At 73.5% G+C, this 26,328-nt stretch carries 23 protein-coding genes; 14 read left to right on the top strand and 9 right to left on the bottom strand.

Annotated elements, in window-relative coordinates; genetic code table 11:
* Positions 1 to 53 precede the first annotated feature (53 nt).
* Positions 54 to 488 (top strand): DUF4383 domain-containing protein, encoded by a 435-nt coding sequence (locus AB0M30_RS32130; RefSeq protein WP_364591440.1) that lies wholly within the window; start codon positions 54 to 56, stop codon positions 486 to 488.
* On the opposite strand, the gene AB0M30_RS32125 is transcribed toward AB0M30_RS32130, so the two are convergent.
* On the bottom strand, positions 439 to 1,674 hold the full coding sequence (locus tag AB0M30_RS32125) for a glycosyltransferase 87 family protein (RefSeq protein ID WP_364591437.1): 1,236 nt from the start codon (positions 1,672 to 1,674) through the stop codon (positions 439 to 441). The genes AB0M30_RS32130 and AB0M30_RS32125 overlap by 50 nt on opposite strands.
* A 118-nt stretch (positions 1,675 to 1,792) precedes the next feature.
* Here AB0M30_RS32125 and AB0M30_RS32120 point away from each other — a divergent pair, with 118 nt between their 5' ends.
* Both AB0M30_RS32120 and AB0M30_RS32115 read left to right on the top strand, forming a co-directional pair.
* A complete protein-coding gene (locus AB0M30_RS32120) occupies positions 1,793 to 2,017 on the top strand; it encodes a hypothetical protein (RefSeq protein WP_364591434.1) in 225 nt (74 codons plus the stop codon).
* 62 nt (positions 2,018 to 2,079) lie between these two features.
* A complete protein-coding gene (locus tag AB0M30_RS32115; protein ID WP_364591431.1) occupies positions 2,080 to 3,279 on the top strand; it encodes a cysteine desulfurase-like protein in 1,200 nt (399 codons plus the stop codon).
* A gap of 132 nt (positions 3,280 to 3,411) precedes the next feature.
* On the opposite strand, the gene fusA is transcribed toward AB0M30_RS32115, so the two are convergent.
* The 3 genes from fusA to AB0M30_RS32100 form a co-directional block, all read right to left on the bottom strand.
* Positions 3,412 to 5,367: an elongation factor G gene (gene fusA / locus AB0M30_RS32110; RefSeq protein WP_364591428.1), complete on the bottom strand. Its 1,956-nt coding sequence runs from the start codon at positions 5,365 to 5,367 to the stop codon at positions 3,412 to 3,414.
* Positions 5,368 to 5,840: 473 nt separating this feature from the next.
* Positions 5,841 to 7,481, bottom strand: a complete 1,641-nt coding sequence (locus AB0M30_RS32105) for a helix-turn-helix domain-containing protein (protein WP_364591425.1) — start codon at positions 7,479 to 7,481, stop codon at positions 5,841 to 5,843.
* A gap of 360 nt (positions 7,482 to 7,841) precedes the next feature.
* Entirely contained in the window at positions 7,842 to 11,417 is a 3,576-nt protein-coding gene (locus AB0M30_RS32100) for a discoidin domain-containing protein (protein WP_364591422.1), read from the bottom strand.
* A gap of 239 nt (positions 11,418 to 11,656) precedes the next feature.
* Here AB0M30_RS32100 and AB0M30_RS32095 point away from each other — a divergent pair, with 239 nt between their 5' ends.
* Positions 11,657 to 12,091 (top strand): SRPBCC family protein, encoded by a 435-nt coding sequence (locus AB0M30_RS32095; RefSeq protein ID WP_364591419.1) that lies wholly within the window; start codon positions 11,657 to 11,659, stop codon positions 12,089 to 12,091.
* A gap of 423 nt (positions 12,092 to 12,514) precedes the next feature.
* Here the strand turns inward: AB0M30_RS32095 and AB0M30_RS32090 are convergent, their stop codons facing one another.
* Positions 12,515 to 13,387 (bottom strand): MerR family transcriptional regulator, encoded by an 873-nt coding sequence (locus tag AB0M30_RS32090; RefSeq protein WP_364591416.1) that lies wholly within the window; start codon positions 13,385 to 13,387, stop codon positions 12,515 to 12,517.
* A 585-nt stretch (positions 13,388 to 13,972) separates the two neighbouring features.
* Between AB0M30_RS32090 and AB0M30_RS32085 the strand changes: the two genes are divergently transcribed.
* The 3 genes from AB0M30_RS32085 to glgC all read left to right on the top strand — a co-directional run bounded on the left by AB0M30_RS32085 (position 13,973) and on the right by glgC (position 17,936).
* Positions 13,973 to 15,352, top strand: a complete 1,380-nt coding sequence (locus tag AB0M30_RS32085; protein ID WP_364591413.1) for an SdrD B-like domain-containing protein — start codon at positions 13,973 to 13,975, stop codon at positions 15,350 to 15,352.
* A 215-nt stretch (positions 15,353 to 15,567) separates the two neighbouring features.
* On the top strand, positions 15,568 to 16,722 hold the full coding sequence (gene glgA, locus AB0M30_RS32080) for a glycogen synthase (protein WP_364591410.1): 1,155 nt from the start codon (positions 15,568 to 15,570) through the stop codon (positions 16,720 to 16,722).
* Positions 16,719 to 17,936 carry a glucose-1-phosphate adenylyltransferase gene (gene glgC / locus AB0M30_RS32075; RefSeq protein WP_364591407.1) on the top strand — a complete coding sequence of 406 codons (1,218 nt, stop codon included), beginning with the start codon at positions 16,719 to 16,721 and terminating at the stop codon, positions 17,934 to 17,936. Before glgA ends, glgC begins: the two co-directional genes overlap by 4 nt.
* A gap of 6 nt (positions 17,937 to 17,942) precedes the next feature.
* On the opposite strand, the gene AB0M30_RS32070 is transcribed toward glgC, so the two are convergent.
* Both AB0M30_RS32070 and AB0M30_RS32065 read right to left on the bottom strand, forming a co-directional pair.
* Complete coding sequence (locus AB0M30_RS32070; RefSeq protein ID WP_364591404.1) at positions 17,943 to 18,074, bottom strand: hypothetical protein; 132 nt, start codon at positions 18,072 to 18,074, stop codon at positions 17,943 to 17,945.
* Between the two features lie 111 nt (positions 18,075 to 18,185).
* Entirely contained in the window at positions 18,186 to 18,335 is a 150-nt protein-coding gene (locus tag AB0M30_RS32065) for a hypothetical protein (protein WP_364591401.1), read from the bottom strand.
* A gap of 165 nt (positions 18,336 to 18,500) precedes the next feature.
* On the opposite strand from AB0M30_RS32065, the gene AB0M30_RS32060 reads away from it, so the two are divergent.
* Complete coding sequence (locus AB0M30_RS32060; RefSeq protein ID WP_364591398.1) at positions 18,501 to 19,538, top strand: NADPH:quinone reductase; 1,038 nt, start codon at positions 18,501 to 18,503, stop codon at positions 19,536 to 19,538.
* Between the two features lie 61 nt (positions 19,539 to 19,599).
* On the opposite strand, the gene AB0M30_RS32055 is transcribed toward AB0M30_RS32060, so the two are convergent.
* Positions 19,600 to 20,559, bottom strand: coding sequence for an alpha/beta hydrolase (locus AB0M30_RS32055; RefSeq protein WP_364591396.1), 960 nt, complete (start codon positions 20,557 to 20,559; stop codon positions 19,600 to 19,602).
* 473 nt (positions 20,560 to 21,032) lie between these two features.
* On the opposite strand from AB0M30_RS32055, the gene AB0M30_RS32050 reads away from it, so the two are divergent.
* Complete coding sequence (locus tag AB0M30_RS32050) at positions 21,033 to 22,055, top strand: helix-turn-helix domain-containing protein (RefSeq protein WP_364591393.1); 1,023 nt, start codon at positions 21,033 to 21,035, stop codon at positions 22,053 to 22,055.
* A gap of 535 nt (positions 22,056 to 22,590) precedes the next feature.
* On the opposite strand, the gene AB0M30_RS32045 is transcribed toward AB0M30_RS32050, so the two are convergent.
* Positions 22,591 to 23,559, bottom strand: coding sequence for a TIGR01777 family oxidoreductase (locus AB0M30_RS32045; RefSeq protein ID WP_364591390.1), 969 nt, complete (start codon positions 23,557 to 23,559; stop codon positions 22,591 to 22,593).
* Between the two features lie 468 nt (positions 23,560 to 24,027).
* Between AB0M30_RS32045 and AB0M30_RS32040 the strand changes: the two genes are divergently transcribed.
* The 5 genes from AB0M30_RS32040 (at position 24,028) to AB0M30_RS32020 (ending at position 26,292) form a co-directional block, all read left to right on the top strand.
* A complete protein-coding gene (locus AB0M30_RS32040; protein WP_364591387.1) occupies positions 24,028 to 24,480 on the top strand; it encodes an LEA type 2 family protein in 453 nt (150 codons plus the stop codon).
* 55 nt (positions 24,481 to 24,535) lie between these two features.
* On the top strand, positions 24,536 to 24,985 hold the full coding sequence (locus tag AB0M30_RS32035) for a hypothetical protein (RefSeq protein WP_364591384.1): 450 nt from the start codon (positions 24,536 to 24,538) through the stop codon (positions 24,983 to 24,985).
* On the top strand, positions 24,982 to 25,467 hold the full coding sequence (locus AB0M30_RS32030; protein WP_364591381.1) for a hypothetical protein: 486 nt from the start codon (positions 24,982 to 24,984) through the stop codon (positions 25,465 to 25,467). The genes AB0M30_RS32035 and AB0M30_RS32030 overlap by 4 nt, the downstream gene beginning before the upstream one ends.
* Positions 25,464 to 25,886: a hypothetical protein gene (locus tag AB0M30_RS32025; protein ID WP_364591378.1), complete on the top strand. Its 423-nt coding sequence runs from the start codon at positions 25,464 to 25,466 to the stop codon at positions 25,884 to 25,886. Before AB0M30_RS32030 ends, AB0M30_RS32025 begins: the two co-directional genes overlap by 4 nt.
* Positions 25,887 to 25,956: 70 nt before the next feature.
* Positions 25,957 to 26,292: a prepilin-type N-terminal cleavage/methylation domain-containing protein gene (locus AB0M30_RS32020; RefSeq protein ID WP_364591375.1), complete on the top strand. Its 336-nt coding sequence runs from the start codon at positions 25,957 to 25,959 to the stop codon at positions 26,290 to 26,292.
* Positions 26,293 to 26,328 lie beyond the last annotated feature (36 nt).

The following is a 26,328-nucleotide window of genomic DNA, read 5'->3' as shown; positions in this document are numbered from 1 at the left end:
GGATACCCGTGAAGTGGTGCTTTAAAAGGGTTCGGGCGGGGAACCCCGAAGGCATGACGGCCACTGAACCCGAGACCCGGGCGCCTCGGCGGGGTCCCGCCCCCGTCCAGGGCATGGGCATGCTGATCGGCCTGCTGTTCCTCGTCCTCGCCGCGCTGGAGCTGATGGCCGGGGTGCCGGGCGGCGGCGGCCCGCGCGTGCTGTTCGGCGTCCTCGCCGTCTCGGGGGTGTGGACGCTGGTGCACCTGCTGACCGGCGCCACCGCGGTGTTCTGCACCCGCTCGTCGCGCTGGGCCGCCCGGTTCCTCCTGGTCGCCGGCGCCTGCTACGCGGTGGTGGGGCTGGCCGGGCTGCTCCCGCTGCCGCACGTGATCACCGACGCGCTGCCGCTGAACACCGCGGGGATCTGCTTCGACCTGGCCCTCGGCACGGCGATGCTCATCCTGGGAGCGGGCTGGCTCCGGCTCGGGCCGGCACGGCGGCGCTGACCGGTTCCGCCGGCCGTGGGAACCGCACCAGCACCGCCGTCAGCAGCACCGCGAGTCCGAAAAGGACATAGCCGTTCCCGGTGAGCTGCTGGAGGAAGGACCACTGCCGTTCCACCTCCCCGCCGCGCGGCCACCACCACTGCGGCCCCGCGACGAAGAGCACCGCGCCCGCCCCGGCCAGGACCGCGAAGCCCCGCCGCCGCGTGCGGCGCGCCAGCTCCGCCCAGCCGAGCAGGACGACCACGGCCCAGACCCAGTGGTGGGTCCAGGAGATCGGCGAGACCAGCAGCCCCCCGATCGCGTTGAGGCCGAGCGCGACGGTCCGCTCCCCCGCGGCCAGCGCGCGCCGCACGCCCAGCGCCGTCAGCACGAGCACCACCACCACCACCACCAGCGGCAGCCACCACGCCGTCCGCGCCTCCGGCGGCACCCCGGCCCTGGCCAGCAGCCCGAGCAGCGACTGGTCGCCGGCGTAGGTCGGCTCGCCGACGCGGCCGGTGTCCCACAGCGCGCCCGTCCAGAACCGCACCGAGTCCGCGCCGGCGAGCAGGAAACCCACCGCCGTCGCGGCCAGGAACGTCACGACGGCCGTCACCGCGGCCCGGCCGTCCCGGCGGAGCAGGAAGTACAGCAGGAACACCGCCGGCGTCAGCTTCACCGCGGCGGCGAGACCGATCAGCAGGCCACGCGGCCAGCGCGGGGTGTCCACCAGGACGTCCAAGACGACCAGAACGAGCAGCAGCAGGTCGATCTGCCCGGCGTAGAGCGTGCGCAGCACCGGTTCCAGCACCTCGGCGGCCAGCAGCAGCACCGCCACCCGCCGCCAGTCGCAGCGGGCACCGAGTGCGCGCAGCACCGTCACCAGGACCACCGCCAGCACGCCGAACGTGAGCAGGGTGAGCGCGAGGCAGGCGGCCCAGTACGGCAGGAGCGCCAGCGGGGCCAGCACGATCGCCGCGAACGGCGGGTAGGTGAAGAGCAGGGACTGACCGTCGCCGGTGGGCGGAAGCGTGCCGTAGAGCGCCTGGCCGTGCAGCAGCGCCGCCGAGCCGAGCCGGTAGACGTCGAGGTCGACGCGGTAAGCCGGGAACCGCCACCGGCCGCCGTTGTACGACACGAGCACCGCCACCAGTACCAGCAGCTGGGCCCCCGGCAGCACGTACTTGTTCCCCAGCCTGCCTCGCACCCCTGCTCCCCCTCCGGTCACCCCCCGCATTCTGTCGGGTCCCGGGGCGGGCACCATCCGGGAAACCCCCGAAACCGACCCCGGGAAAACCGGTTGCCGCCCGTGCCACCCTGGGCGGATGGGGACACCGGAGGGCTTCGCGTACCGCGACGAGGGCGGCACCGTGACGATCACCCACCACGGCCGCCCGGCGGGCACGCTGCGCGGAGCGGCGGCCGCCCGGTTCCTCGCCGCCGTGGCGCGGGGTGACGACCAGCAGCAGCTGATGGCCCGGGTGACCGGCAACTACAAGCACGGCAACGAGCGCCGGGCCCGGGAGCACCCCCGCAACCGCGGCCGCTGACGTCCGGGACCATCGCGGCGGGGATCTTGAGGCCGGTGGCCGCGGTTCGGCATGCTGGCGGCGTGACCTACGACGTTCAGACGATCCGAGCGCACTTCCCCGCCCTCGACGGCGGCGCCGCCCACTTCGACGGACCAGGCGGCTCACAGGTCCCCGATGTCGTCGGGGAAGCGGTGGCGAGCACGCTGTGCGCGGCGATCGCCAACCGTGGCGTCGTCACCGCGGCCGAGCGCCGGGCGAGCGCGGTCGTCGCCGAAGCCCGCCAAGCCGTCGCCGACCTGCTCGCCGCCGACCCGGCCGGCGTCGTCTTCGGCCGCAGCATGACGCAGCTGACCTACGACTTCTCCCGGACGCTGGCCCAGAAGTGGGGTCCGGGCGACGAAGTCGTGGTGACGCGCCTCGACCACGACGCCAACATCCGCCCCTGGGTCCAGGCCGCGGCGGCGGCCGGCGCGGCCGTGCGCTGGGCGGATTTCGACCCGGCCACGGGCGAACTCGCGCCGATCGGCGGGCTGCTGTCGGAGCGGACGCGGCTGGTGGCGGTGACGGCGGCCTCGAACCTGCTCGGCACCCGCCCCGACATCCCGGCGATCGCGGCGGAGGTGCACGAGGCGGGCGCACTGCTGTACGTCGACGGCGTCCACCTGACCCCGCACGCGGCGGTCGACGTCACGGCGCTCGGGGCCGATTTCTACGCGTGCTCGCCGTACAAGTTCCTCGGGCCGCACCTCGGCGTGGTCGCGGCGGCGCCGGCGTTGCTCGAGACGCTGCACCCGGACAAGCTGCTGCCGTCGGCCAACGTGGTGCCGGAGCGGTTCGAGCTGGGCACGCTGCCGTACGAGCTGCTGGCGGGTACGACCGCGGCGATCGACTTCCTCGCGGGGCTGGTGCCGGGGACGGGCTCGCGCCGGTCGCGGTTGCTGGCGTCGATGGCGGGGCTGGAGGGGCACGAGAACGCGCTGCTGGCCCGGCTCGGCGCCGGTCTGGCTTCGTTGCCGGGGGTGACGCGGTACGGGGCGCCGGAGCGGCACCGGACGCCGACGGAGTTGTTCTCCGTGGCGGGGGTTTCCTCGCAGGCGGTGTACGAACACCTCGGGGCACAGGGGGTGAACGCACCGGCGGGGAGCTTCTACGCGATCGAGTGTTCGCGGCATCTGGGGCTGGGCGACACCGGGGCGGTCCGGGCGGGGATCGCGCCGTACACCACCGAGGACGACGTGGACCGGCTGCTGGCCGGGATCGAGTCGCTGCCGCGCGGCTGAGGGCAGCTCGCACCGGTCCCTGCGTGACGGGACGGCCGACACGCGTGATCAGCGGGTCGACACGCGTGATCAGGAGGTCGACACGCGGTCCGGGTGGTGAGCCGGGGTCGTCCCGGCTCACCACCCTCGACCTCACGGCACCGGCGCGAACCCCGCCGGGCAGGCGGTGAACGTGCCGCGGCCCTGCGTGCGGCTCTGCAGCCGGTTCGCGTAGCCGAACAGCTCCGCCACCGGCACCGTGGCCGTCACCACCGCCGAACCCGGCCGGACCGCCGAGCCGGCCACCCGGCCCCGGCGGGCGGCGAGGTCGCCGAGCACGCCGCCGACCACGTCGGGCGGGACCGTCACCGCCACCTCGGCCACCGGCTCGAGCAGGTGCAGGACCGACGAGCGCAACGCCAACCGCAGCCCGAGCCGGCCCGCCGTGCGGAACGCCAGGTCCGACGAATCCTTCGGGTGCGTCGCCCCGTCGACCAGCGTCACCCGCAGGCCCGTCACCGGGTGGCCGCCCAGCGGCCCTTCGGCCAGCGCGTCCCGGCAGCCGGCCTCCACCGCGCGGACGTACTCGCGCGGCACCCGGCCGCCGACGACCGCCGAGGCGAACGCGAAGCCCTCCGGCGCCGGCGAGACGTCCAGCACCACGTGGGCGAACTGGCCCGCCCCGCCGTCCTGCTTGACGTGGCGGTACACCAGTCCCGTCACGCCGCTGACCACCGTCTCCCGGTACGCCACCGAAGGACGGCCCACCGCGACCTCCAGGCCACGGTCGCGGCGCAGCCGCTCCACCGCCACCTCCAGGTGCAGCTCACCCAGCCCGGACAGCACCGTCTGCCCGGTCTCCGGATCGACCCGCACGACCAGCGACGGGTCCTCCTCGGCCAGCCGCGCCAAGGCCGCCGTCAGCCGCTCGCCGTCGCCCGCCCGCCGGGGTTCGACCGCCACCGAGACCACCGGGTCCGCCGACACCGGCGGTTCCAGCAGCACCGGGTCGCCGGGCGCGGCGAGGGTGGCGCCGACCCGCGCCGCCTTCGGCCCGGCCACCGCGACGATGTCACCGGCCACCGCACTGTCCACTTCGGAGTGGCGGTCGGCCTGCACGCGCAGGACGCGCGCGATGCGCTCGGTGCGTCCCGCGCCGGTCACCTGGTCCCCCTTCCGCAGCGTTCCCGAATACACCCGCAGGTACGTCAGCCGTCCCGTCGCCGTCGAGACGACCTTGAACACCAGCGCGGCGAGCGGCGTCGCCGGGTCGGCGGGCCGGTCGGGCCGCACCGGCGGGACGTCCGCCGGCGACGGCAGGTACGCGACGACGGCGTCGAGCAGCGGCTCGATCCCGCGGTCCCGGTAGGCCGCCCCGCACAGCACGACGAGCCCGTCGCCGCTGAGGGTCAGCTCCCGCAGCGCCTTCTCCAGCGTCTCCGCCGAGACCGTGCCGGTGGCGCAGAACTCGTCGAGGGCCACCGGGTGCAGCTCGGCGACCGCCTCCTCCAGCGCGCGGCGCCGGCGGCGGGCTTCGGCGACGAGCTCGTCCGGCACGTCCTCGTCTCGCAGGCGCAGCAGGTCGGCGACGCCGGTGAAGCCGTCCTCGCGCCCGATCGGCAGCTGCACGACCAGCGGCGCCGGGTGCAGCCGCGCCCGGATCGAAGCGACGGCGGCGTCGAGGTCGGCGCCCGCGCGGTCGAGCTTGTTGACGAACGCGATCCGCGGCACGCCGTGCCGGTCGGCCTGCCGCCACACGGCTTCGCTCTGCGGCTCGACCCCGGCGACGGCGTCGAACACGGCGACGGCGCCGTCGAGCACCCGCAGCGACCGCTCGACCTCGGCGGTGAAGTCGGCGTGGCCGGGGGTGTCGATGAGGGTGAGCCGGTGGCCGTTCCACGAGCAGCTGACGGCCGCGGCGAAGATGGTGATGCCGCGGTCGCGCTCCTGCGGGTCGAAGTCGGTGACGGTGGTGCCGTCGTGGACCTCGCCGGTCTTGTGGGTGGCGCCGGTGTGGCGGAGGATCCGTTCGGTGACGGTGGTCTTGCCCGCGTCGACGTGGGCGAGGATGCCCAGGTTGCGGACGGTGGCCAGGGGTTGGTTGCGCACGACACAGTCCTTTGTGGACGAAGCGATCGGGACGGCGCGAATCCCCGCGACGGTGGTCAGGAACGCGTCACGGAGTCCGGTGCGAGCCGCGCGGCAGGCACCGGGGACGCGAAGACACCAGGATCACCTCGGACCGCGGACGGGAAGCAACAGCAATGCGGTGACGCACGGCCGGCTCCCTTCGTTCGACACGGTGCACGGGTTCCGGCGAAGAGTAGCGACCCCCGACCCGACCGCCAACGCAATTTCGCGGCCATCACGCGTGACTGAGGAGTCAACTCGCGTGATTCAAGAGTCAACTCGCGTGACTGGAAGGTCAACTCGCGTGATTTGAGGGTCAACTCGCGTGATTTGAGGGTCGACACGCCGGACGCCCCGAGTTCCGTCGTGTCGTCCCCTCAATCACCCGTGTCGACCCTTCAATCACGTGTGTCGACCTTCCAGTCACGCGTGTCGGCTTCCCGATCACGGGGTCAGGAGGCCGGTGGGGCCACCACGCGGAGCTGGAGCATGGCCGCGAACCTGGCCTCCGGGTCCGTGAGGTCGAAGCCGCCGACCTCGGCGAGGCGGCGCAGGCGGTAGCGGAAGGTGTTCGGGTGGACGTGGACCGCCGCGGAGGCCGCGATGACGTCGCCGAACGCGTCCAGCCAGGCTCGCAGCGTCTCCACCAGGTGGGCTTGGTGCTGGGCGTCGTAGTCGAGCAGGCGGGCGACCGCGCCGGTCGGGCGGTCGCCGCGGGCCGCGACCAGATCCTGCAGCTCCAGCAGCAGGGCCTCGACGTGCACGTCGGCCAGCAGGGCGACCCGGCGGCCGGCGCCGCTGCCGGACCGGAGCACGCGCAACGCCCGGTCCGCGCTGCCGCGGGCTTCGGGCAGCTCGGCCGCGCTGCGCGCCACCGGGCCGATGCCGACCACCGCGCGGACGCGGTCGCCGACCCGGTCCAGGAAGTCCTGGGCGATCCGCAGGGCGCGCTGCTCGGCGTCGGTGTCGCGGGTCACCGGCACCAGCCCGTAGGCCGTGTCGCCGACGAGTGCCGCGGCGCACCGCGGGTGCACCGCGCTCAGGTGCATCGCCAGCCCGTCGCTGAGGCGCTGGCGGCCGGCCGCGAGCTCGGCGTCGGCGGCCCCGGTGTCGAGAACCGCGAGGGCCAGCACGACGACCGGCTGGTCGGCCAGGCCGAGCCGGCTCAGCGCCTCGCGCGCGGCGGGGCCGCCTTCGAGGGCCGTGCTCAGCAGGTCCGCGCGCAGCCGCCGTTCGACGTCGGCGCCCGCCCGGACGCGCAGCAGGTGCAGGGCCACCAGGCGGGCGGCGTCACGCAGCGCCTGAGCGCGGTCGGGCGTCAGCGGCTCGCTCACCGCGGCCCAGATCGAGCCGAGGATCTCGTCGCCCGCCCGTACCGCGACGGCGACGCGCGGGAGCATGAACCCGGCCGGGCTTCCCGCCGGCCGGTCGACGTAGACGGGCTGATCGGTGCGGTAGAGCTCGCGGAACACCCCGCGCTCGGCCAGCATGCGGGCGAACCGCTCGGGGACCTGCCGGCCCAGGATGGTCTCGACGCGCGAGGGGTCGGCTTCGTCCTGCCGTCCGGAGAACGCCAGCACGCGGGACCGCCGGTCCTCGATGGTGACGGGCGCGTCGATCAGCGCGGCGATCGCGTTGGCCACGGCGAACAGGTCACCTGAGGGCAGCCCGGCCAGGGTCTCCGGCTGGGCGTCGCCGACGTCGCCCTCGGCCAGCAGCGACCGCAGCATCGCGGCGAGCTGGGTCCAGGACGCGCCCCGGGCCAGGCTCAGCAGGGCGACGCCGGTCTCCTCGACGGCGGCGGTGATCGCCGGGGTCACGGTGACCGGGGCGCGCAGCACGAGCCCGGCCGCGTCGTGGCGGGCCAGCGTCCGCAGCTGCCCTACGACCTCGCCCGGATCGGCGAGGCCGACCCCCAGCACCAGGGCGTTCTGCGGCAGCGCGGGCTCGTCGAGCGGATCGTGGATGGCGACACCGCCGATGCTGCCCGGGCGGTCGCCGTCGCCGAGCACCAGGTCCAGGAGCGTGCCGCCCAGGTCGTCGAGGACACGGGCGAGGCCGGCGTGCGGGCGCAGTTTCACGGAAACGAGCACCTCCCGAAGCTAGGCGCGACACCGCCAGCCTAGTTCGTCGCCGACGACGAAATCAGCCTTCGATCTGGTGCATGCCGACGAATTCCTCCCACCAGGGGATGCGCAGGAAGGACGCGTCGCCGAGCCCGCGGAAGAACCCATGCGGCGAACCGGGCGCGACCTCGGGCTCGTGCCTGGCGGCGGGTGGAGCGGAGCGCCGCCGCCCCGACCGGCGCCGGATAGCGCATCGGGGTCTCGGCTCGCAGCCAGCGCAGAAAACCCGCGCCCACGCCGGACCCGCCGCCCGCAGCAGCGAGACGTACCGCTCCTCTCCGGGCGTGGCCGAGCGAAGAACGCGGCCTGGTACGCCGCTCGGGGCGGCTAGATCAGCTTCGCGGCCACGTTGTACGCCTCCATCAGCAGTTTCGCGTTCGGCACCCGCCGTCGCGGCTCGACGCGGATCGTGCGGCTCTCCCCCGGCAGCAGCCAGAAGTAGTTGTCGCCGTAGCGGGTCGGCAGCACGCGGTCGGTACCGTTGCGTTCGCGCAGTGAGAGCCGGATCATCGCCGCGACCGTGCGCCCGTCGTTGCGGACCGTCGCGGTGTAGGCGTCGCCGTCCGGCCGCAGCGACGTGGTCAAGCGCGCACCCGGGAGCTGGTTGAGCGCGCGCATCGCCGCGTCCGTCCGGTAGCGCCAGTACGTGTTCTCCGACAGCACCGTGCCGCGGCCGTCGGTCAGGGTCAGCCGGAGCAGGTGCAGGTCCGGCAGGGCGTCGGCGAACGGGACGGTGAACGCGGCCGCCGCCGAAACCGGGGCCACGTCGAGCTTCTGCTCCTGGGCCTCGCCGAGCGCCGCGCCGTCGAGGCCGTGGAGCCGCGCGGTGGCGGTCACGCCGGTCAGCGCCGCCGGGGTGTGGTTGACCACGCGCACCTGCCACGTCGTCAGGTCGGCTTGGACGTGCCGGGCCTCGCAGCCCTTGCGCGCGCCGTAGTAACTGCCGTTGACGTCGAGGTCGTAGTCGTAGGTCTGCCACACCGTGCTGTGCCACGCCGGGTGCGACATCCACAGCAGCACGCCGGTGGCGTCGGCCCACAGCTTCGCGTTCCACGCCTCGAAGATCGCGCGCATGCTCTCGTAGTTGACGAACTGAGCCTTGCGGCAGAACTCGGCCAGGCTCGTCGACGGCGCGAGCCGGGCGTCGATCGCCGCGAGGTAGCTCTGCGGCGACTGGTTGCCGCCCGTCGACCAGTCGTGCAGGAACCACGGCGCGCCGATCGGCCAGCCGGGATCCCCGGCGCCGACCAGGTTGCGCATGCTTTCGACGACCGACACCGTCGGCAGCCCGATCTCGCTCCAGAACCCGTACTTCCCGCCGGTCGCCTCGCCCGAGAAGTACCGCTTCGGGTCCTGCCAGTAGTACGGCCCGTCGCCGGTGATCACGCCGCCCGCCGAATTGCCCTGGTAGAGCAGGTCGGTGTGCGTGTGGACGAGGTCGCGCAGCGCGTTGTCGATGGCCGGCGGCGGGGTGCCCTCGTTGCAGCCGAACCAGACCGTCGCGCACGGGTGGTGGCGGTAGCGCAGCACCGTGTCCTTCGCCTGCGCCAGGAAAACGTCGTGGTTGGCCGGGTCGGTCGACCAGCCGTCCCAGAACTCGTTCCACAGCAGGATGCCGTACTTGTCGCAGGCATCGAACAGCTCCGGCCGGTACGACGAGCCGACCCAGTTGCGAATCAGCGTGAAGTTCATGTCGCGGTGCATCGCGACGACGGCGTCGGCCCGCTCGGCCGGCATCCGGCGCAGCAGCTCGTCCCAGCCCCAGCTGCCGCCGCGGGCGAAGATCTTGACGCCGTTGACGAGGAAGGTCAGCGGCTTCGGGCTGTTGTCGACCGTGGCCGCGTCGGTCCAGGTGTCGCCGTCCTGCGACACCTGGATCTTGAACGTCGCCGCGTAGGCGGTTTCCCAGGTCAGCACGACGCGGTCGAACGCCGTCGCGGCGCCGAGGTCGACCTGCAGCCACTGGTTGTCTTCGTAGGCCGACGTCCAGCGCGTGTTCGGGTCGCCGTCGAAGGCACGCTCGGGCGGGTTGCCGTCGGCCACCGACTGGGCCGCCGACGACTTGCCCTGCGCCAGATCGGTGCCCGAACTGTCCGGCACGGACATCGTCCAGAGCGAGAAACCCCAGCTGGTGGCGCGCTTGAGCCCCTGCATGCGGACGAACCGGGCGTTCCGCGGCCCGAGGTCGACGGTCTGGGTGGCCCGGCCGTCGGCGATGACGATCGGCAAGTCGTAGCTGTAGCCGATTTCGCGCAGGCCGATCTTGACCGTCCGGCGGTCGCTCGTGGCGGCGCCGATCGCCGCGGTCAGCGTCAGGTCGTAGCGGTCCGGGTCGCCGTAACCGTTGGGCCACCAGAGCTTCGCGTTCTCGACCCGCTGCTTCGGGAACACGACGTCGGTGCTCTGCCCGGCCGGGACGGTGACCGTGGCCGCCAGGTTCACCGGGCCGAAGGCGGCGGTGACCTTGACGCGCTGGGCGGTCGCGGCGGCGTTGCGCACCGGGACGGTGAGCGTGACCTCGGCGGTCTTGCCGTCGGGCACCTTCGTGTCGACCCGGACGTCCCCGAGCACGGCGGCGCCGGTCGAGCGCAGGCGGACGTGGTCCCAGAGGCCCGCCGCGCGGTCGCGCACCGCGGGCATCCAGTCCCAGCCGGAGACGGCGAGGTAGGTCGGCGAGTTGTCGAACATCGTGCCGCCGGCGTCGACCCAGGAGCTGCCGGCGGCGCCCTTGTCGCCGGGGCTGCCGGGCCGCGGCATCGGCGCGATCTGCACGGCCAGGACCTGGTCGCCGGTGCGGCGGAGGGCGGCGGTGACGTCGTGGACGCCGCGGCCGAACGGGTGACTCTGCGTGGCGATTTCGGCCCCGTTGAGCCAGATCCGCGCTTCGTGGTTGACGCCGTCGAACTCGAGCCAGACGTGCCGGCCCGGGGACGTGTCCAGGCCGCGCGGCAGGGCGAAGCGGCGGCGGTACCACCAGGCGTGGCGCGAAAGCGCTTCCGGGACGTGCAGGTTGTTCATCCCGGACACCGGGTCGGGCAGCTGTCCCTGCTCGACGAGCGAGGCCAGCACCGTGCCGGGCACGGTCGCCGGGAGCCAGCCGCGGGTGTCCACGGTGGAATCGGAGAGCACCTTGCCGTCGCCGGTGGGTGCCCAGTCGTCCATGGTGAGCACCCAGCCGGATTCGAGCGGCACGGTGCCGTCGGCCGCCACGGCCAGTGCGGGCGGCTCGTCGTCCGGCCGCACCGGGAAGCTCGTCCAGCCGCGGACCGCGGGCCGGGCCCCTCGGCTGGTCCCGAAGACCTCGAAGCCGTTGAGGCCCAGCGGGTTCGTCGTCGAGCGACGGCTCGCGGTGAAGCGGACCCAGCGCGCGGTGACGGCCAGGGGGATCGTGACGACACCGCCGGTGCCCGCGTCGGTGTGGTGCACGGTGCGCCACGCCTTGCCGTCGCCGGAGACGTCGAGGTCGAACGCCGTCGCGTAGCTGGACTGGATCTCGAAGCCGCTGGTGCGGGAGCGGGAGGCGGCGGCGTCGAAGGCCGGATCGCCGGGCCGGGCCTCGAAGGTGAGGACCACGGAATCGATGGCGCACGGGGCCTGCAGGTCGACGACGATCCACTGGTCGTCGCCGCGGGCGGCGCGCCAGCCGGAGCCGCGGACACCGGTCTGGGCGAGACCGTCGACGGCGAACTCGGCGGGCGTGGCGGCGTAGTCGGTCGAGGAAACCTGGACCGGCCGGAACAGGGCGAGGTCGCTCCGGCGGCTCTCGGGCGCGGCCGGCGCGGCCGAGGCGACGCCGGGCAGGACGGCCGCCAGCCCGAATCCGGCCAGCAACCCGGTTCCCGCGGTCAGGACGTGCCGACGGGACAGGGCGGCCACCTCCGCGCGCTCGTTCTCCTCCGCCATGCGGACTCCGTTTCTTCAAGCGGTTCTTCCCGCGGTTCTTCCAGCGGCGACCGGACCTGGCGGGGTGTGGCACCGAGGACTGACAACGTTGCCAGGAAGCTTCTGCCGCGAGCGCCGACACCGTCAAGAAGACAAGGAGGACAAGAATCCGGCTCGCTGACATCGATGTCGTCAGTCAGCCCCGCTGAGCGGGACGCGGTAAGGTTGCAACGAACTTGCAACGAACTCGGGAGGCCGGAGTGGTCCAGGTCGAACGCACGGTCAAGGTGGCGGCGCCGATCGGCGCGGTGGCGCAGTACCTGGCCGACTTCGCGCACACGGAGGACTGGGACCCGGGCACGATTTCGTGCACCCGGACGGACCCGGGGCCGATCGTGGTGGGTGCGCGGTGGCACAACGTGTCGGAGTTCCGCGGCCGGAAGACGGAGCTGGACTACCGCCTGACCCGCCGCGAACCGGGCAAGGTGACCTTCGTCGGCGAGAACAAGACCGCCACCTCGACCGACGACTTCACGCTCACGTCCGGCCCGGACGGCACGACGGTCCGGTACCGCGCGACGATCGTGTTCAACGGCTGGGCGAAGCTCGCGAGCCCGCTGCTGAAGCGCGAGTTCGAGCGGCTGGGCGACGAGGTGGTGCCGAAACTGCGCGGGGTCCTGGACGAGCTGGGCTGATCGCCCGCGGCGGCGGGAGGGCCGTCCGAGTCGGTTTCCCGCGCAAGCCGGACCCGCGGCCGGCCCAGCGGGCCGCCACGGTGATGCGGTTCGCGGCCGCCGCCGCACGGGTGCGGTTCGCGGCCGCCGCCACGGTCATGTGGTTCGCGGCCCCCGCCACGGTGATGCGGTTCGCGGCCGCCGCCGCGGTGGCGCGGTTCGCAGCCCCCGCCACGGTGGCGCGGTTCGCCCCCGCCACGGTGGCACGGTTCGCAGCCCCCGCCGCACGGGTGCGGTTCGCGGCCCCGCCGCGGTGGCGCGGTTCGCAGCCCCCGCCGCAGTGGCGCGGTTCGCGGCCCCGCCGCACTGATGCGGTTCGCCGCCGCGGTGGTGAGTTTCGCGGGCGCATCGCACCGCCCGGGACCAGGCCGCCGCGCTGGGCCGTCAGACCTGCGAGTGCTCCAGCGCCAGTTCCACCGCCGAGGGCAGGTCATTCACCCACCGGAACCCGCGATCGCCCAGGTGCGCCCAGCCCGGGCCCGCCGTGCCCACTTCGCGGCCCGAGGTGCGGATCCGGTCGGCCAGGAGGTCGTCGGCCGTGGTCGGGGCCATCGACCACAGCAGCACCAGCACCGGGTCCAACCGGGCCGCCAGGTCCGCCACCGTTTCCGCCGGGACCAGCTGGCCCAGGTAGGCCACCGGGACCGCCGCTTCGGCCAGGGTGGCCCGCAGCGCCTCGATCGGCAGCGAGTGCCGCTCCGCCGGGCAGCAGGCCAGCAGCACCGGGCGGCCCGGCACCGCCGCCGGGAACCGGCGGCTGAAGCGCTCGAACGCCAGGGAGATCTCCGACGTCAGCGCCCACTCCGACGCGAAACACACATCGCCGCGCTGCCAGCGGTCGCCCAGGCCGCGCAGGACCGGGGCCAGCACCTCGGTCCAGGCCGCGGCCGGGCCCAGGGTGCTCAGCGTTTCGTCCAGCAGGCCCGCCACCGAGGCGTACCGCAGCTCCTCCGCCGCGTCCGTGAGCTCGCGCGCGCGGCGGGACGCCGGCACCTCGAGCCCGGCGGGCGCGCGGCCGAACGCCGCCTCCGCCGCCTCCCGCACCGGCATCCCCCGCGCGACCAGCCGCTGCATGTGCTGCAGGCGGCGGACGTCGGCGTCGGAATAACGGCGGTGGCGGCCGGCACCGGCGGGCGGGCCGATCCCGTAGCGCGCGCTCCAGCTGCGCAACGTCACCGGCGAGACCCCGAGCAGCTCGGCCACCTTGCCGGGCGCCCAGGCCCCGGCGGCGGGGAGCGCATCGTTGTCGGGTTCCACCGTGTCCCTTCGCCTCGCTGACCGCGAACGGACGAAGTTTAGCGATGTTCCCGGCGGCCGAACGGCGAAGACACGCAGGCCGCGGCGGGGACGCGGCGGCGGGGCGATGGCCGGCCGCGTCCCCTCCGGCGCCGCCCGGCGCCGGCGATCCGGCCCGCGTCAGCCGGATCGCGCCGGCCGCGCGGTGTGGCAACCGCCGCGGCCGGTGACGTACCGGGGAACCCGTCCCCGAACCACGCTATACCGCGACGCAACGCTTGTGCATCGGCTTCCCTCGGATGCCGCAGCGGCGCCCGCGAGTGACCGCGCGCCGCCCGCTGGGTGCCGCCACGCGGAACGTGCCCGGCACCATCGCCGTCGGCGGGACCGTGGCCACCCGGCCGGTGTGGATCCCCGGCCTGGACCGGGCTGCCCACCGGGCCCGGCGCGGGCAGCGGCCGGTGCCGCACCCAGGACTGGATCACCCCGTCGGCCCTGGTCCGGCGGCTCCGCGTTCGCTAGCTTGACGATGATCGCAGTCTTCTGCGCCATCGCCGGGCGGCGCCGCGGGGAGCCGCCGGCCCGGCCGTTCCAGGGGGATCCACCGTGTCCAGAACACCCCTGCGCGGGGTGAGACGGCTCTTCGCCGTCCTCGCCGCCGTGCTCACCACCGGCGCCCTCACCGTGCCGGCCGCCCACGCCGACGACCCGTCGCTGCTCATCACCGCCTCGGTCGATGCCGGGCCGCACCTGGTCGCCAAACCGTTCCCGATCACGCTGACGCTCACCAACACGACCGACCAGCCGCTGACGAAGGTCACGCTCTGGGACGAGCACCTCTCCGGCTCCTGGCTGTCGATCCAGGACTGGGCGAACCTCGGCGGCAGCCCGCAGGCCGGCGTGACGCTCGACCCGGGCGCCACCCGGACGTTCACGATCACCGCCGCCGTCTGGACCTGGAACGGCGCGCCGCACGACCGGTTCCGCGCGGACTGGACCCCCGGCGGCGACCTGGCCGTCCCGATGGTCGACCCGACGACGACCCACGGTCCGGCGTCCGGTGTCGTCTACGGCGACCGGAACGAAAACGGCACCTTCGACGCGGGCGAGGGCCTGCCCGGTGCCGTCGCCTACCTGTACGGCACGGGTTCCGGCAACACGATCGAGGCCACCACGGACGCCGACGGCCGGTTCGCCTTCACCGACCTGCCCGCCCAGCGCTACGGGATCTCCGTCCGGAACCTGCCGGACGGCTGGGTGTACGACTCGGCGCAGCAGAACGTCGATGTCGACGGCAGTGATCCCGGGCCCGCGGTGCCGCTGCGCGCGCTCCGGCCGTTCACCGAGAAGCTGCAGGTGACCGGCTCGTTCGACCGGACGCGCTACGAGATCGGCGACACCGCGCAGGTCACCTTCACGATGACCAACGTCAGCGGCGGCGACCTGCACGGGATCACCGCGGGGTGCGACCGCTTCGGTTCCACCGCGCACCTGCTGGGCTGGACCGACTGGGACATCACCGGCCCGGCCGCGATCGACCTGGCCGCGGGCCAGACGCGGACGTTCACCGAAACCGGCACCGTCCCCGCGGGCGCGACCCCCTACGGCGCCGTCCACCTGGCCTGCGACTTCGCGGTCGAACCCGGCCCGGGGAACGGGCGGCCCGAGGTCGACCTCATCGCCCACGCGCCGGCTCCGCCGGGCGCCACCGCGGGCGTGATCTACCACGACGACAACGGCAACTACACGGTCGAGGCGGGCGAGCCGATCACCGGGACGGCGGTCGACCTGCTCGACCGGGCCGACGGCTCGGTCGCCGCGTCGGCCGTGTCGGACGCCGAAGGGCACGTGGCGTTCGCGAACGTCCCAGCCGGCCGGTACAGCGTGCGCGTCGACGGCTGGCACCCGGTCGAAGACGCCGCGGACGTCTCGGTCGGCACCTGCTGGTACTGCGGGGAGGACTGGGTCATCCCGTACCGGCGCTGAGCGGGCTCGTGGCCCGGCCGCGCGCCGGGCCACGGGTCGTCCACAGTGGAGCCGGCCGGCCGGCGAACCCGCAGCTGAGCGGACCGGACGGCCGGCTGGTCCGCTCAGCGCCGGCGGGGACACGCCCCGATCACCCCGGCAGTGACGGAAAACTCGCGGAATTCCCCGGTCCGCCAGACTGCGCCACGGGCCGGTGAGGCCCTAGGGTTCGCATCATGAAGGTCGGTCTGCTCACCCGCGAATACCCGCCGGAGGTCTACGGCGGCGCCGGGGTCCACGTGGAGTTCCTCGCCCGGGAGTTGCGGCCGCTGGTCGACCTCGACGTGCACTGCTGGGGCGCCGACCGGCCCGACGCCACCGGGCACACCGATCCGCACGGCTACCGGCAGCCCGCGTTCACGACCATGGACATCGCCGTCTCGATGGCCGATGCGCTCGAAGGTCACGACCTCGCGCACAGCCACACCTGGTACGCGAACCTGGCCGGGCACCTGGCGAAGATGACGCACGGCATCCCGCACGTCGTCACCGCGCACTCGCTCGAACCGCTGCGGCCGTGGAAGGCCGAACAGCTCGGCGGCGGCTACCGCGTCTCGTCGTGGATCGAGCGGGAGGCCTACGAGGCCGCGGACGCGATCGTCGCGGTCAGCGGCGGCATGCGCCGGGACGTCCTCGCCGCCTACCCCGCGGTGCCGCCGGAGCGCGTGCACGTGATCCACAACGGCATCGACACCACGCTCTACCGGCCCGACCCGGGCACCGGCGCGCTGGCCAAGCACGGGATCGACCCGGACGGGCCGTACGTCCTGTTCGTCGGCCGGATCACCCGGCAGAAGGGCGTCCCGCACCTGGTCCGCGCCGCCGCGCAGCTCGACCCGGGCGTCCAGCTGGTGCTGTGCGCGGGCGGCGCCGACACCCCGGAACTGGACGCCGAATTCCGCGGGCTGGTCGCCGAGCTGGAGAAGACCCGCACCGGCGTCCGGTGGATCCCGGAGATGCTGCCGCGCGACGAGGTCGTGCAGCTGCTCACCCACGCCGCGGTGTTCGCCTGCCCGTCGGTCTACGAGCCGCTCGGCATCGTGAACCTCGAGGCAATGGCGTGCGGCACCCCGGTGGTGGCCAGCGACGTCGGCGGCATCCCGGAGGTCGTCGACGACGGGCGCACCGGGCTGCTGGTGCACTACGACGAACAGGACGCGCGAGCGTTCGAGGCGGGCCTGGCCGCCGCGCTGAACGAAGTGGTCGGCTCCCCGGACCGGGCCGCCGCGATGGGCACCGCCGGCCGCGAGCGCGCGGTCGGCGAGTTCGGCTGGAGGGCGATCGCCGAGCGGACGGTCGCCCTCTACGAAGCGTGCGGGAGGTCGTCGTGACAACTGGAGCCGACGTGCTGGGTATCGTCCTCGCGGGCGGCGAGGGCAAGCGCCTGATGCCGCTCACGGCCGACCGCGCGAAACCCGCCGTGCCGTTCGGCGGTGTGCACCGGCTGGTCGACTTCGTGCTGTCGAACCTGGTGCACGGCGGGTTCCGGCGGCTGTGCGTGCTGACGCAGTACAAGTCGCACTCGCTCGACCGGCACATCTCGACGACGTGGCGCCTCTCGGCGCTGACCGGCGAGTACGTCACGCCGGTGCCGGCGCAGCAGCGGCTGGGCCCGCGCTGGTACCAGGGCAGCGCCGACGCCATCCACCAGAGCCTCAACCTGGTCTACGACGAGGACCCCGACTACATCGCGGTGTTCGGCGCGGACAACATCTACCGGATGGATCCCCGGCAGATGCTGGACGCCCACATCGCGTCCGGGGCGGGCGTCACCGTGGCCGGGATCCGCGTCCCGCGGGCGGAGGCCAGTTCGTTCGGCGTCATCCGGACCACCGACGGGCTGATGATCGACGCGTTCATGGAGAAGCCGGCCGACCCGCCGGGCCTGCCGGACTCCCCCGAGGAGTCGTTCGTGTCGATGGGCAACTACATCTTCACGACGAAGGTGATGCTGGAGGCGCTGCACGCCGACGCCGAAAACTCCGCTTCGCACCACGACATGGGCCGCGACATCATCCCGGCGCTGGTCAAATCGGGTGAAGCCGCCGTCTACGACTTCAACACCAATGTCGTGCCCGGGGAAACCGAACGCGACCACGGTTACTGGCGCGATGTCGGGACCATCGACAGCTACTACGACGCGCACACCGACCTGATTTCGACGCACCCGATCTTCAACCTCTACAACCGGAAGTGGCCGATCCTCGCCCACCCCGGCCAGCGCGCGGCGGCGAAGTTCGTCGAGGGTGGCTCGGCGAACCAGTCGATCGTCAGCAACGGCTGCATCATCTCCGGCGCCCAGGTCGTCGACTCGGTGCTCTCCCCCGACGTCCTCGTCGAGCAGGGCGCGGTGGTGCAGGGCTCGGTCCTGCTCGACGGCGCCCGCGTCGGCCGCGGCGCGGTGGTGCGGCGGGCGATCCTGGACAAGAACGTCGTGGTCCCGCCCGGCGCGCACATCGGTGTCGACCTGGCCCGCGACCGCGGGCACTACCACGTCAGCGAGGGCGGCATCGTCGTGCTGGGCAAGGGGGAACGCGCGATCTGAGCCGCCTCAGGAGCGGGTGGCCGCCGAGATCCGCTCGACGACCTGCCGGGGGTCGATCCCCCAGCGCTCGGCCAGCTCCGAGATGGACGCTCCCGCCGCGTACTCGGCAGCGATCAGGCTGTTGACGACGCCGGCCACCGGCTCACTCCTCGGCCACGGGTGTTCGGGCACCCGAGATGCTACATGTTCGTCGCGGACGTCGAACAACGTGCTGTACGTCGGCGGTCCGCTCGCCGTCCGGCTGCTCGGTCACCGCCCGGATTCGTCCGGTTCCCGCGCCGGATTCGGCGCTTTCGCCTGCGCGCGCGTCGCGCTGAACACGGCGTCGAAGATCGGCGTCGGCTCACCGTCGTCGCGCTTCGGCCGCTCATCCCCCGGACTGCTCTTTTCCTCTCCCACGCGCCCCAGTTTCTGCGACGGCCCCCGATTTCGCTGATGCGAGCACCGAAAATCGCCCGCCCGGGGGATCTCGTTTTCACGCTTTCCCGGCGCCGAAAAACGATTTCCCGGCGCATTTCCGCGGGTCCCGGGAATATCCCGGCCCGGCCGCGGATTGCACCCGGCATGAAGGCAGTCGTCTACCGCCGGCACGGCGGACCCGAGGTACTGGAGCTGTCGGAACGGACCGTCGCGGACCCGGGGCCGGGCGAAGTCCGCGTCCGGATCGTGGTGTCCGCGGTCAACCCCACGGACTGGAAAGCACGCGGCGGCCTGCGCGCCGAACCCGGGGCGGAGGTCCCGGAAACGGTGCCCAACCAGGACGGCGCGGGCGTGGTCGACGCGGTCGGCCCGGACGTCACCGGCTTCGCGCCCGGCGACCGCGTGTGGCTGATCCTCGCCGGCGCGTACGGGCCCGAGTCCGGCACGGCGCAGGAGTACTCCGTGCTGCCGGCCTCGAAGCTGGTCCGGTTGCCCGACGGCGCCGGGTTCGACGCGGGCGCCGGCCTCGGCGTCCCGGCACTGACCGCACACCGGGCGCTCACGGTCGCCGAGGACGGCCCGTCCCGGCTTTCCCCCGGCGCGCTGGCCGGCCGCACGGTGCTCGTCAGCGGCGGGGCGGGCGCGGTCGGCAACGCGGCGATCCAGCTCGGCCGGTGGGCCGGGGCGACGGTGATCGCGACGGTCAGCAGCGCGGAAAAGGCCGCCCTCGCGCAGGCGGCCGGCGCTCAGCACGTGCTGCGCTACCCCGACCCGGAGCTCGGTGCCCGCATCCGCGAGGTCGCCCCCGACGGCGTCGACCTGGTGGTCGAGGTCGCGATGGGGGTCAACGCGAAGCTGCACACGGAGGTGCTGCGGCCCCGCGGCACGGTCGCCACGTACGGCGACGACCGGGGCACCGGGACGGTGAGCCTGGAGTTCGGGCCGAACCTGATGCTCAACGCGCGGTACCAGTTCCTCGTGCTGTACACGGTGGGCGAAGACAAGCTCCGCGCGGGCGCCGAGGACATCACGGCGGCGCTGGCGGACGGCGCGTTGGGGGTCGGCGAGGATCGCGGGGTGCCGATCCACCGGTTCCCGCTCGCGGAAACGGCGAAGGCGCACGCGGCGTCGGAGGACGGGATCACGGGGAAGGTGCTGATCGACGTCAGCCCGGCGGACTGATTCCGGATTCGCGACGGCCGGCTTTTCCTGTCACGTGACAGGAAAAGCCGGCCGCTTTTGCTCAGCCGGCGGTGATGCGGAGGCCGCGTCGCAGGGCGTCCAGCTCGTCGGCGAACATGCGGCGGGAGATTTCCGCCGTCTCGACCATGGCGGAGCCGTGGAACGTGCCCGGGTAGTGGCGCAGCTCGGTCAGGACGCCGGCGTGGGCCAGTCGCTGGGCGTAGGTGATTCCTTCGTCGCGCAGGGGGTCGAACTGGCAGGTCGTCACGAACGCGGGCGGCAGCCCGGCCAGGTCGGTGGCGCGCGCCGGGGCGGCGTAGGGCGAGACGTCCGGGCCGCCCGGTTCCGTGCCGAGGTAGCTCGTCCAGCTGTGCACCGCGTTCGGCCGGTTCCAGATCGGCGTGTCGGTATAGGCCCGCATCGACGGGGTGTCCAGCCGGTCGTCGAGTTCCGGGATGCCGAGGTACTGGAAGCAGAGCTGCGGGCCGCCGCGGTCGCGGGCCAGCAGGGCGACCGCGGCCGAGAGGCCACCACCGGCGCTTTCGCCGGCGACGCCGATGCGGGCCGGGTCGATGCCGAGCTCGTCGGCCTTGGCCGCCACCCAGGTCAGGGCCGCGTAGCAGTCCTCGACCGGCGCCGGGAACGGGTGCTCGGGAGCGAGCCGGTAGTCGACCGAGACGATCACGACGCCCAGTTCGTCGACCAGGCGCAGCACGTGCGTGTCGAAGGTGTCGAGGTCGCCCAGGACGAACCCGCCACCGTGGATGTAGAGCAGGCCGGGCACCGCGGTGGCGCGGTTCGCCGGGGCGTAGACGCGGACGGGGACATCCGGGGCATCGGACGGCCCGGGCACGGTGAGGTCCCGGACGTCGATGGGCTGGGTCGGTTCGTAAGCGGGCAGGACTTCGCTGAGCTGCGCCATCGAGGAGCGCGCGGCCAGCAGGGACTCGTGGTCGGTGAGCGTCACGGCCGGGAGCATGTCCAGCCAGGGCAGCAGCTCGGGATCGATCGCGTAGGTCATGGTTCGATGATCGGCCGCGTGGGGTGACGTGGGCCACCGCCACGCGGCGGCTGTTGCGGCCCGAATCCGCGCCACCCGGCGGCGGCCGGTCGTCGCTGTGCGGCGGCGGAGCTCGCCAGGGGGCATTCCGCGGCGGGCCTACGCGGTCCGCTGCGACGGTGTTGCCGGCCCGCGCCATCCGGCTGCGGCGTCGCCGGGCAGGCCCGCGCGGGCCTGCTGCGGCGTTGCCGGGTAGAGCCGCGCGGTTTCGGCTGCGGCGTTGCCGGCCGATACTCGCCACCCGGCGGCGGGCCGGTCGTTGCCGTGCGGCGGTGGTGCCGACCAGGCACGCTCCGCGGCGGACCGGCCGACCCGGCTGCGGCGTTGCCGCGTGGACCCGCGCCATCCGCCGGCGGGCGGGCCCGCGCGGGCCTGCCGCGGCGTTGCCGGGCCGGTGCTCGCCATCCGGTGGCGGGCGCGCCTATCGTGGCGGGATGAAAGGGCTGCTGCTGCGGCTGTCCGGGCTCGACGCCGACGCCGAGAACGCCGTGCGGGTGATCGGGTTCTTCGACCGCCTGATCGCCGGCCGCGCGGGTCTGGACGTTCTCGTGCGCAACACCGCGGACCTCGCCGGCTGCCCGGTCGGCGTCCACGCCCCCGGCCAGGGTCTGTCGCTGCGTGCTTCGCCGGGCGCCGGCGTCGCCACCCCGGCCGCGGCGCCCGCGGGGGCCGCCACCCGGATGCTCGAAGGCGGCGTGGTCGTGTGGGTGGCCCGGGCGGGCGCGGCCGTCCCGCTCGACGACATGCTGCTCGAACGGTTCGCGATCGCCGCCGCGATCCTGCTGGAGCACTCCGGGGTGCCGCGGCCCGAGCTCGGGGATCCCGCTTTGGTGGAGCTGGCGCTGTCGGAGGACGCGGGCACGGCCGAGCGGTCCCGGGCCCTGCACCTGCTCGGCTTCGGCCCGGCGGCGCGGCTGCGCGTGCTCGCGGGCACGGGCGTCGACGCGCTCGCCGGCCGTTCGGCGCGGCTGGGCGGGGTGCGGGCGGTCCTGCTGCCGGGCGAGGTGGCCTCGCTGCCGGACGGCGCCCGCGCGGGCATCGGCCCGGAGGGACCGGCGATCGAGGTGGCCCGGTCCTGGGCGGCGGCCCGGACGGCCCTGCGGTTCACCTCGGCGGCGGAGCCGGTGGTGTGGTGGGAGCGGCTGGGCGGCCTGGCCGCGCTCGCGGGCAAACTGGCGCCGGCGGAACTCGCGGAACTGGCCGACGTCCAGGCGCTCGACCGCCTGGCCGCCGAACCCCACGGCGCGGACACGTTGGCGGCCCTCGACGCGCTGTGCGCAACGGGCTCGGCCCGCAAAGCGGCCGCGGCCCTGCACCGCCACCACAGCACGATGCCGGCCAGACTGGCCCGCGCGGAGGCGGTGCTGGGCTTCGAGGTCGACTCACCGGCCGGCCGCTTCCGCCTCCACCTGGCCCTGGTACTGCGGCGGCTGCGGGACAACGCCGACCCCGGCTGACCGTCCTGAGTGGACCCGGCACGGCCTCTCCCCCCACGGCCACCATGACCGCCCCCTGCCGGGCCCGCGCCCCCTGAGACGACCGACCCTCCAGGCCGCCAGCCGACCCTCCAGGCACGCGAACCGACTGCCCAAGGCCGCGAGCCGACCGCCACGTACACCAGCCGACCTTCCGGGCACGCCAGCCGACCCTCCAGGCACACGAACCGACTGCCCAAGGCCGCGAGCCGACCGCCCACGTACACCAGCCGACCTTCCGGGCACGCCAGCCGACCCTCCAGGCACACGAACCGACCCATCCGGCACGCGGGCCAACCATTCCGGCACGCCGGCCGACCATCCGGGCCGGGGACCGACCTTCCACGCACGCAAGCCGACCGCTCAGGTACGCCAGCCGGCCGCCCGAGGCACGGCCGATCAGCCAAGCAGACGAGCCGACCCTCCGGGCACGCAAGCCGACGACCCAGGTACGCCGGCCGACCGCCCAGGTACGCGAATCGACCACCCCACTCGCGCGAACCGACGCGTGCCCGGCTCAGCTGGCCGTCTTCACCGGCTCCCGTGACCGCCGCACCAACTCCTCGGCCGCGGCCGGCCATTCCGGGTACCTGAACTCGAACTCCGCCTCACGCAACCTCCCCGGGATCACGCGGCGGCTCTTCAACAGCAGCTCCGTGTCGCTGCGCAGCACGAACGCACCGATCTCCGCCATCCACCTCGTCGCCGGGAGACCCACCGGCACCCCCGCCGCCGAGCGCAGAGCGCGCAGGAATTCGGCGTACGGCAACGGCTCCGGGGCCGCGAGGTTCACCGGCCCGCTCGGCTCGTCGTGCTCGATGAGGAACTCGATCGCCCGGACCAGGTCCTCCTCGTGGATCCACGACATGTACTGGCCGCCGCCCGCTACCGGGCCGGCCAGGCCCAGGCGTGCCAAGCGCAGGAGCATCGCCAGCGCTCCGCCGGGTTCGGGGCTCATCACCATGGCCGCGCGCAGCGCCACCTTGCGCGTGTCCGGGGTGGCCGCCAGGCGCTGCTCGCGCTCCCAGGCCTTGGCGATGTCGACGCTGTACGACCAGTACGCCGGCACGTCCGGCTCGTCGCCGCCGAGAATTCCGGTGGTTTCGTCGTTCGGGGCGTCGAACCTGTGCGCGTAGATCGTCGCCGTGCTCATCTGCAGCCACACCTTCGGCGGGCGGCCCGCGTGGGCGATCGCGCCGCCGACCACCCTCGCCGAGTCGACGCGGGAGTTCAGCATCTCGCGCAGGTTCGCCGTGGTGTACCGGCAGTTCACCGACCGGCCGGCCAGGTTGAGCACGACGTCGCTGCCGTCGATGTCCGCCGTCCACGGGCCCGGGCCGCGGCCGTCCCAGTGGACGTGGCGCACCCCCGGCTCCGGGCGCGCCTCCCGCCTGGTCAGCACCACGACCTCGTGCCCTTGGCCGGCCATCGCACGGCTCAGCACCCGGCCCAAGTGCCCGGTGCCGCCCGGAATCACGATCTTCATGCATCCCCCTTCGCTTCGCCGGCCCTCACGGTACCCCAAGAGTTGAACGTGTTCAAATACCGGCGAATATTACTCATCACCCGGGGAATTATCACTAAGAGTTACACACAAACCGCGAGCACGCCGCGCCGTCCAAGGCCGGCGCAGAGGCGTTCAAGATCAGGGCGAGCCTCAACAGAAGATCACGGGACGGTCTCCGCCATTCGGCCGAACGGGTTGCCAAAATAGCAGGTCACAGTTCGGGCGTCGGAACTTTTTGCCGGTGAAACGACGGCATCGCGGCTCGATCCCGCGCGCGTAACACGCCCGGCTGCCGTTGACAAGGGACCTCCGGCCTTCGCAGTCAGGCCGGTCGCCCGGGGTGAAGATCGCCTCGGAATTCGCACACTCTTCGTGACAGTCCTCACGGACCAGCCGGACCGCGACCGAGTCCCGGCTCCCGAATGACACAGCTTCCAGGAGAACCCCATGCGCAAGATCAGCAAGCGGTCCGCGATCGTCCTCGGTGCCGCCGGAGTGGTGGTCGTCGCCGGTGTCGCCTACGCGGCCTGGTCCAGCACCGGCGCCGGCTCGGGCTCGGTCTCGTCGACCACGTCGGTCAACTCGGCGATCACGTCCGCGAACTCGGGCACCGCCCTCTACCCGGGTGGCGGCACCGACTTCAGCGTCACGATCGACAACCCGAACGACTACCCCGTCGTGGTCACCGGGATCAGCGCCGGCACGTCGAACGTGGCCGGCGGCTGCGCGGCCGGAACCGTCACCAGCCCCGCCTCCACGAGCACCTCGGGCACCGTCGCAGCGCACGGCACCCGCACCTACACCCTGCACGCGACGATGAACGCCGACGCCGCCGACGCCTGCAAGAGCCAGACCTTCGTGCTGCCGCTCACCGCCACCCTCGTCTCGAACGCCTCCTGATCCGCGGCGGGGCGGTGCGCCAACCACCGCCCCGCCCTTCCCCGGAAGGACCTCGATGTCCAGGTGGCGGATCGGTGTTCCGGCGGGCGCGCTCGCGGCCGTCGTGCTCACGTGGTTCGTGATCGGCCCCGCGCCGGTGGCGAACACCGCGAACGGCAACGGCATCAAGCAGTTCGGCATCGCCGACGTGCCCGGCCGGGCCACCGCGCTGGCGCCCGGCTCGACCGGGAACCGGTGGATCCGGCTGGCCAACGCCGAAAACTTCCCCATCCTCGTCCAGACCGTGACGGCCACGGCCGGCAAGCCCGTCGACAGCCGGGGGCGCGCCGTCCCGGCCTGCCCGGCGTCCTCGGTCCGGGTCGACGCGCTCGCCCGGCCGGTGACGGTCCCCGGCAACGGCACCGCCGACGCCGCCCTCACCACCCACATGCTGCCCGGCACACCCGACGCGTGCCGGTCGGTCACCTTTCCCCTGACCTACTCAGGAACGGCGGTCAAGCCATGAAGAACCCGACCCTGCGCCGCGTGCTCGTGGTCACCACGGTGGTCGGCGCGACGCTGGGCGGCGGGATCGCCGTCGCGGCGTGGACGAGCTCCGGCTCCGGCGCCGCGAACGCCAAGGCCGGCACCGCCGCGGCCCCGACGACCGGGACGGTAGCCGCTTCCGCCTTCACCACCGGCCTGCTCTACCCCGGCAGTGCGGCGGGCGACGCCAAGATCCTGGTGAACAACCCGAACCCGTACCCGATCAAGGTCACCGGCATCGTGGCGAACGGGACGCCGACCGGGTCCGGCGGCACCGGCGCCTGCACGACGACCGGCGTGGGCTGGAACGCGCAGTCGCCGACGACCGGGAACTCCGTGCCCGCCAACGGAAGCGCGACGCTCAGCTTGCCGAGCGCGGTCACCATGAGCACCGCCTCCGAGGACGGCTGCCAGGGCGCGCTGTTCGCGATCCCGGTGACGGTCACGGTGGTGAGCGGATGAGCACGCCGCGGGTGGTCTTCGCGGCCGTGCTGGTGGCGGCGGCTTGGACCACGGTGGTCAGCGGCCTGGTCGCGGTGGGCGCGGCGAAGGCCGAGGCGACCTGGCTCAAGTCCGGCCCGGGCAACGCCTACGGCCGGGGACTGACCTTGGCCGCGCCGCAGCCCTTCTCGGTCACGACCGTGAAGTGCAACGGCAGCAATCAGCAGGTTTCGATGAGCTGGGGTCCGGTCACGGGCGCGGTGGCCTACAAGGTCTTCGCGACCGCCTCCGACGGCACGAACGGCCAGGTGCTCACGACCACCTCCGCGACCGCTTTGACCGGCTACACCCTTCCCTACAAGCCTGCGGTGATCACCGTGCAGGCCCTCAACAACAACTGGCGCGGGCCGGCTTCGGCGCCGGCGACCGGCTGCCCCTGACGAGGGTGGATCCCGTGCCCGACAGCACCACCGCACCGAACCCAAACCCTGCAACGCAAAGGAAAACACCATGCTGGAGAAACTGCGTGCCGCCCGCGCCAACCAGGACGGCTTCACCCTCATCGAACTGCTCATCGTCGTCGTGATCCTGGGCGTGCTCGCCGGGGTCGTCGTGTTCGCCGTGCAGGCGTTCAACGGTGACGGCAAGGCCGCCGCTTGCAACGCGGACTGGAAGAGCGTCGAGACCGCCAACGAAGCGCTCTACGCCAAGACCGGCTCCTACGCCGCCGACCCGGCGGCGCTGAAGACCGCCGGCTACCTGAAGGACGAACCGTCGACCACCAACGGCTACACCATCACCATCGCCGCCGGCGTCGTCAAGGCCGCCGGCGCCTGCACCCACTGATCCGCTCCGCGGGGGTGGGGTGACCCAACCCCCGCG

Origin of the sequence: Amycolatopsis sp. NPDC051716 (assembly GCF_040681595.1) — a bacterium.
Classification (GTDB): domain Bacteria; phylum Actinomycetota; class Actinomycetes; order Mycobacteriales; family Pseudonocardiaceae; genus Amycolatopsis.
This window is presented reverse-complemented; position numbering and strand designations above follow the sequence as displayed.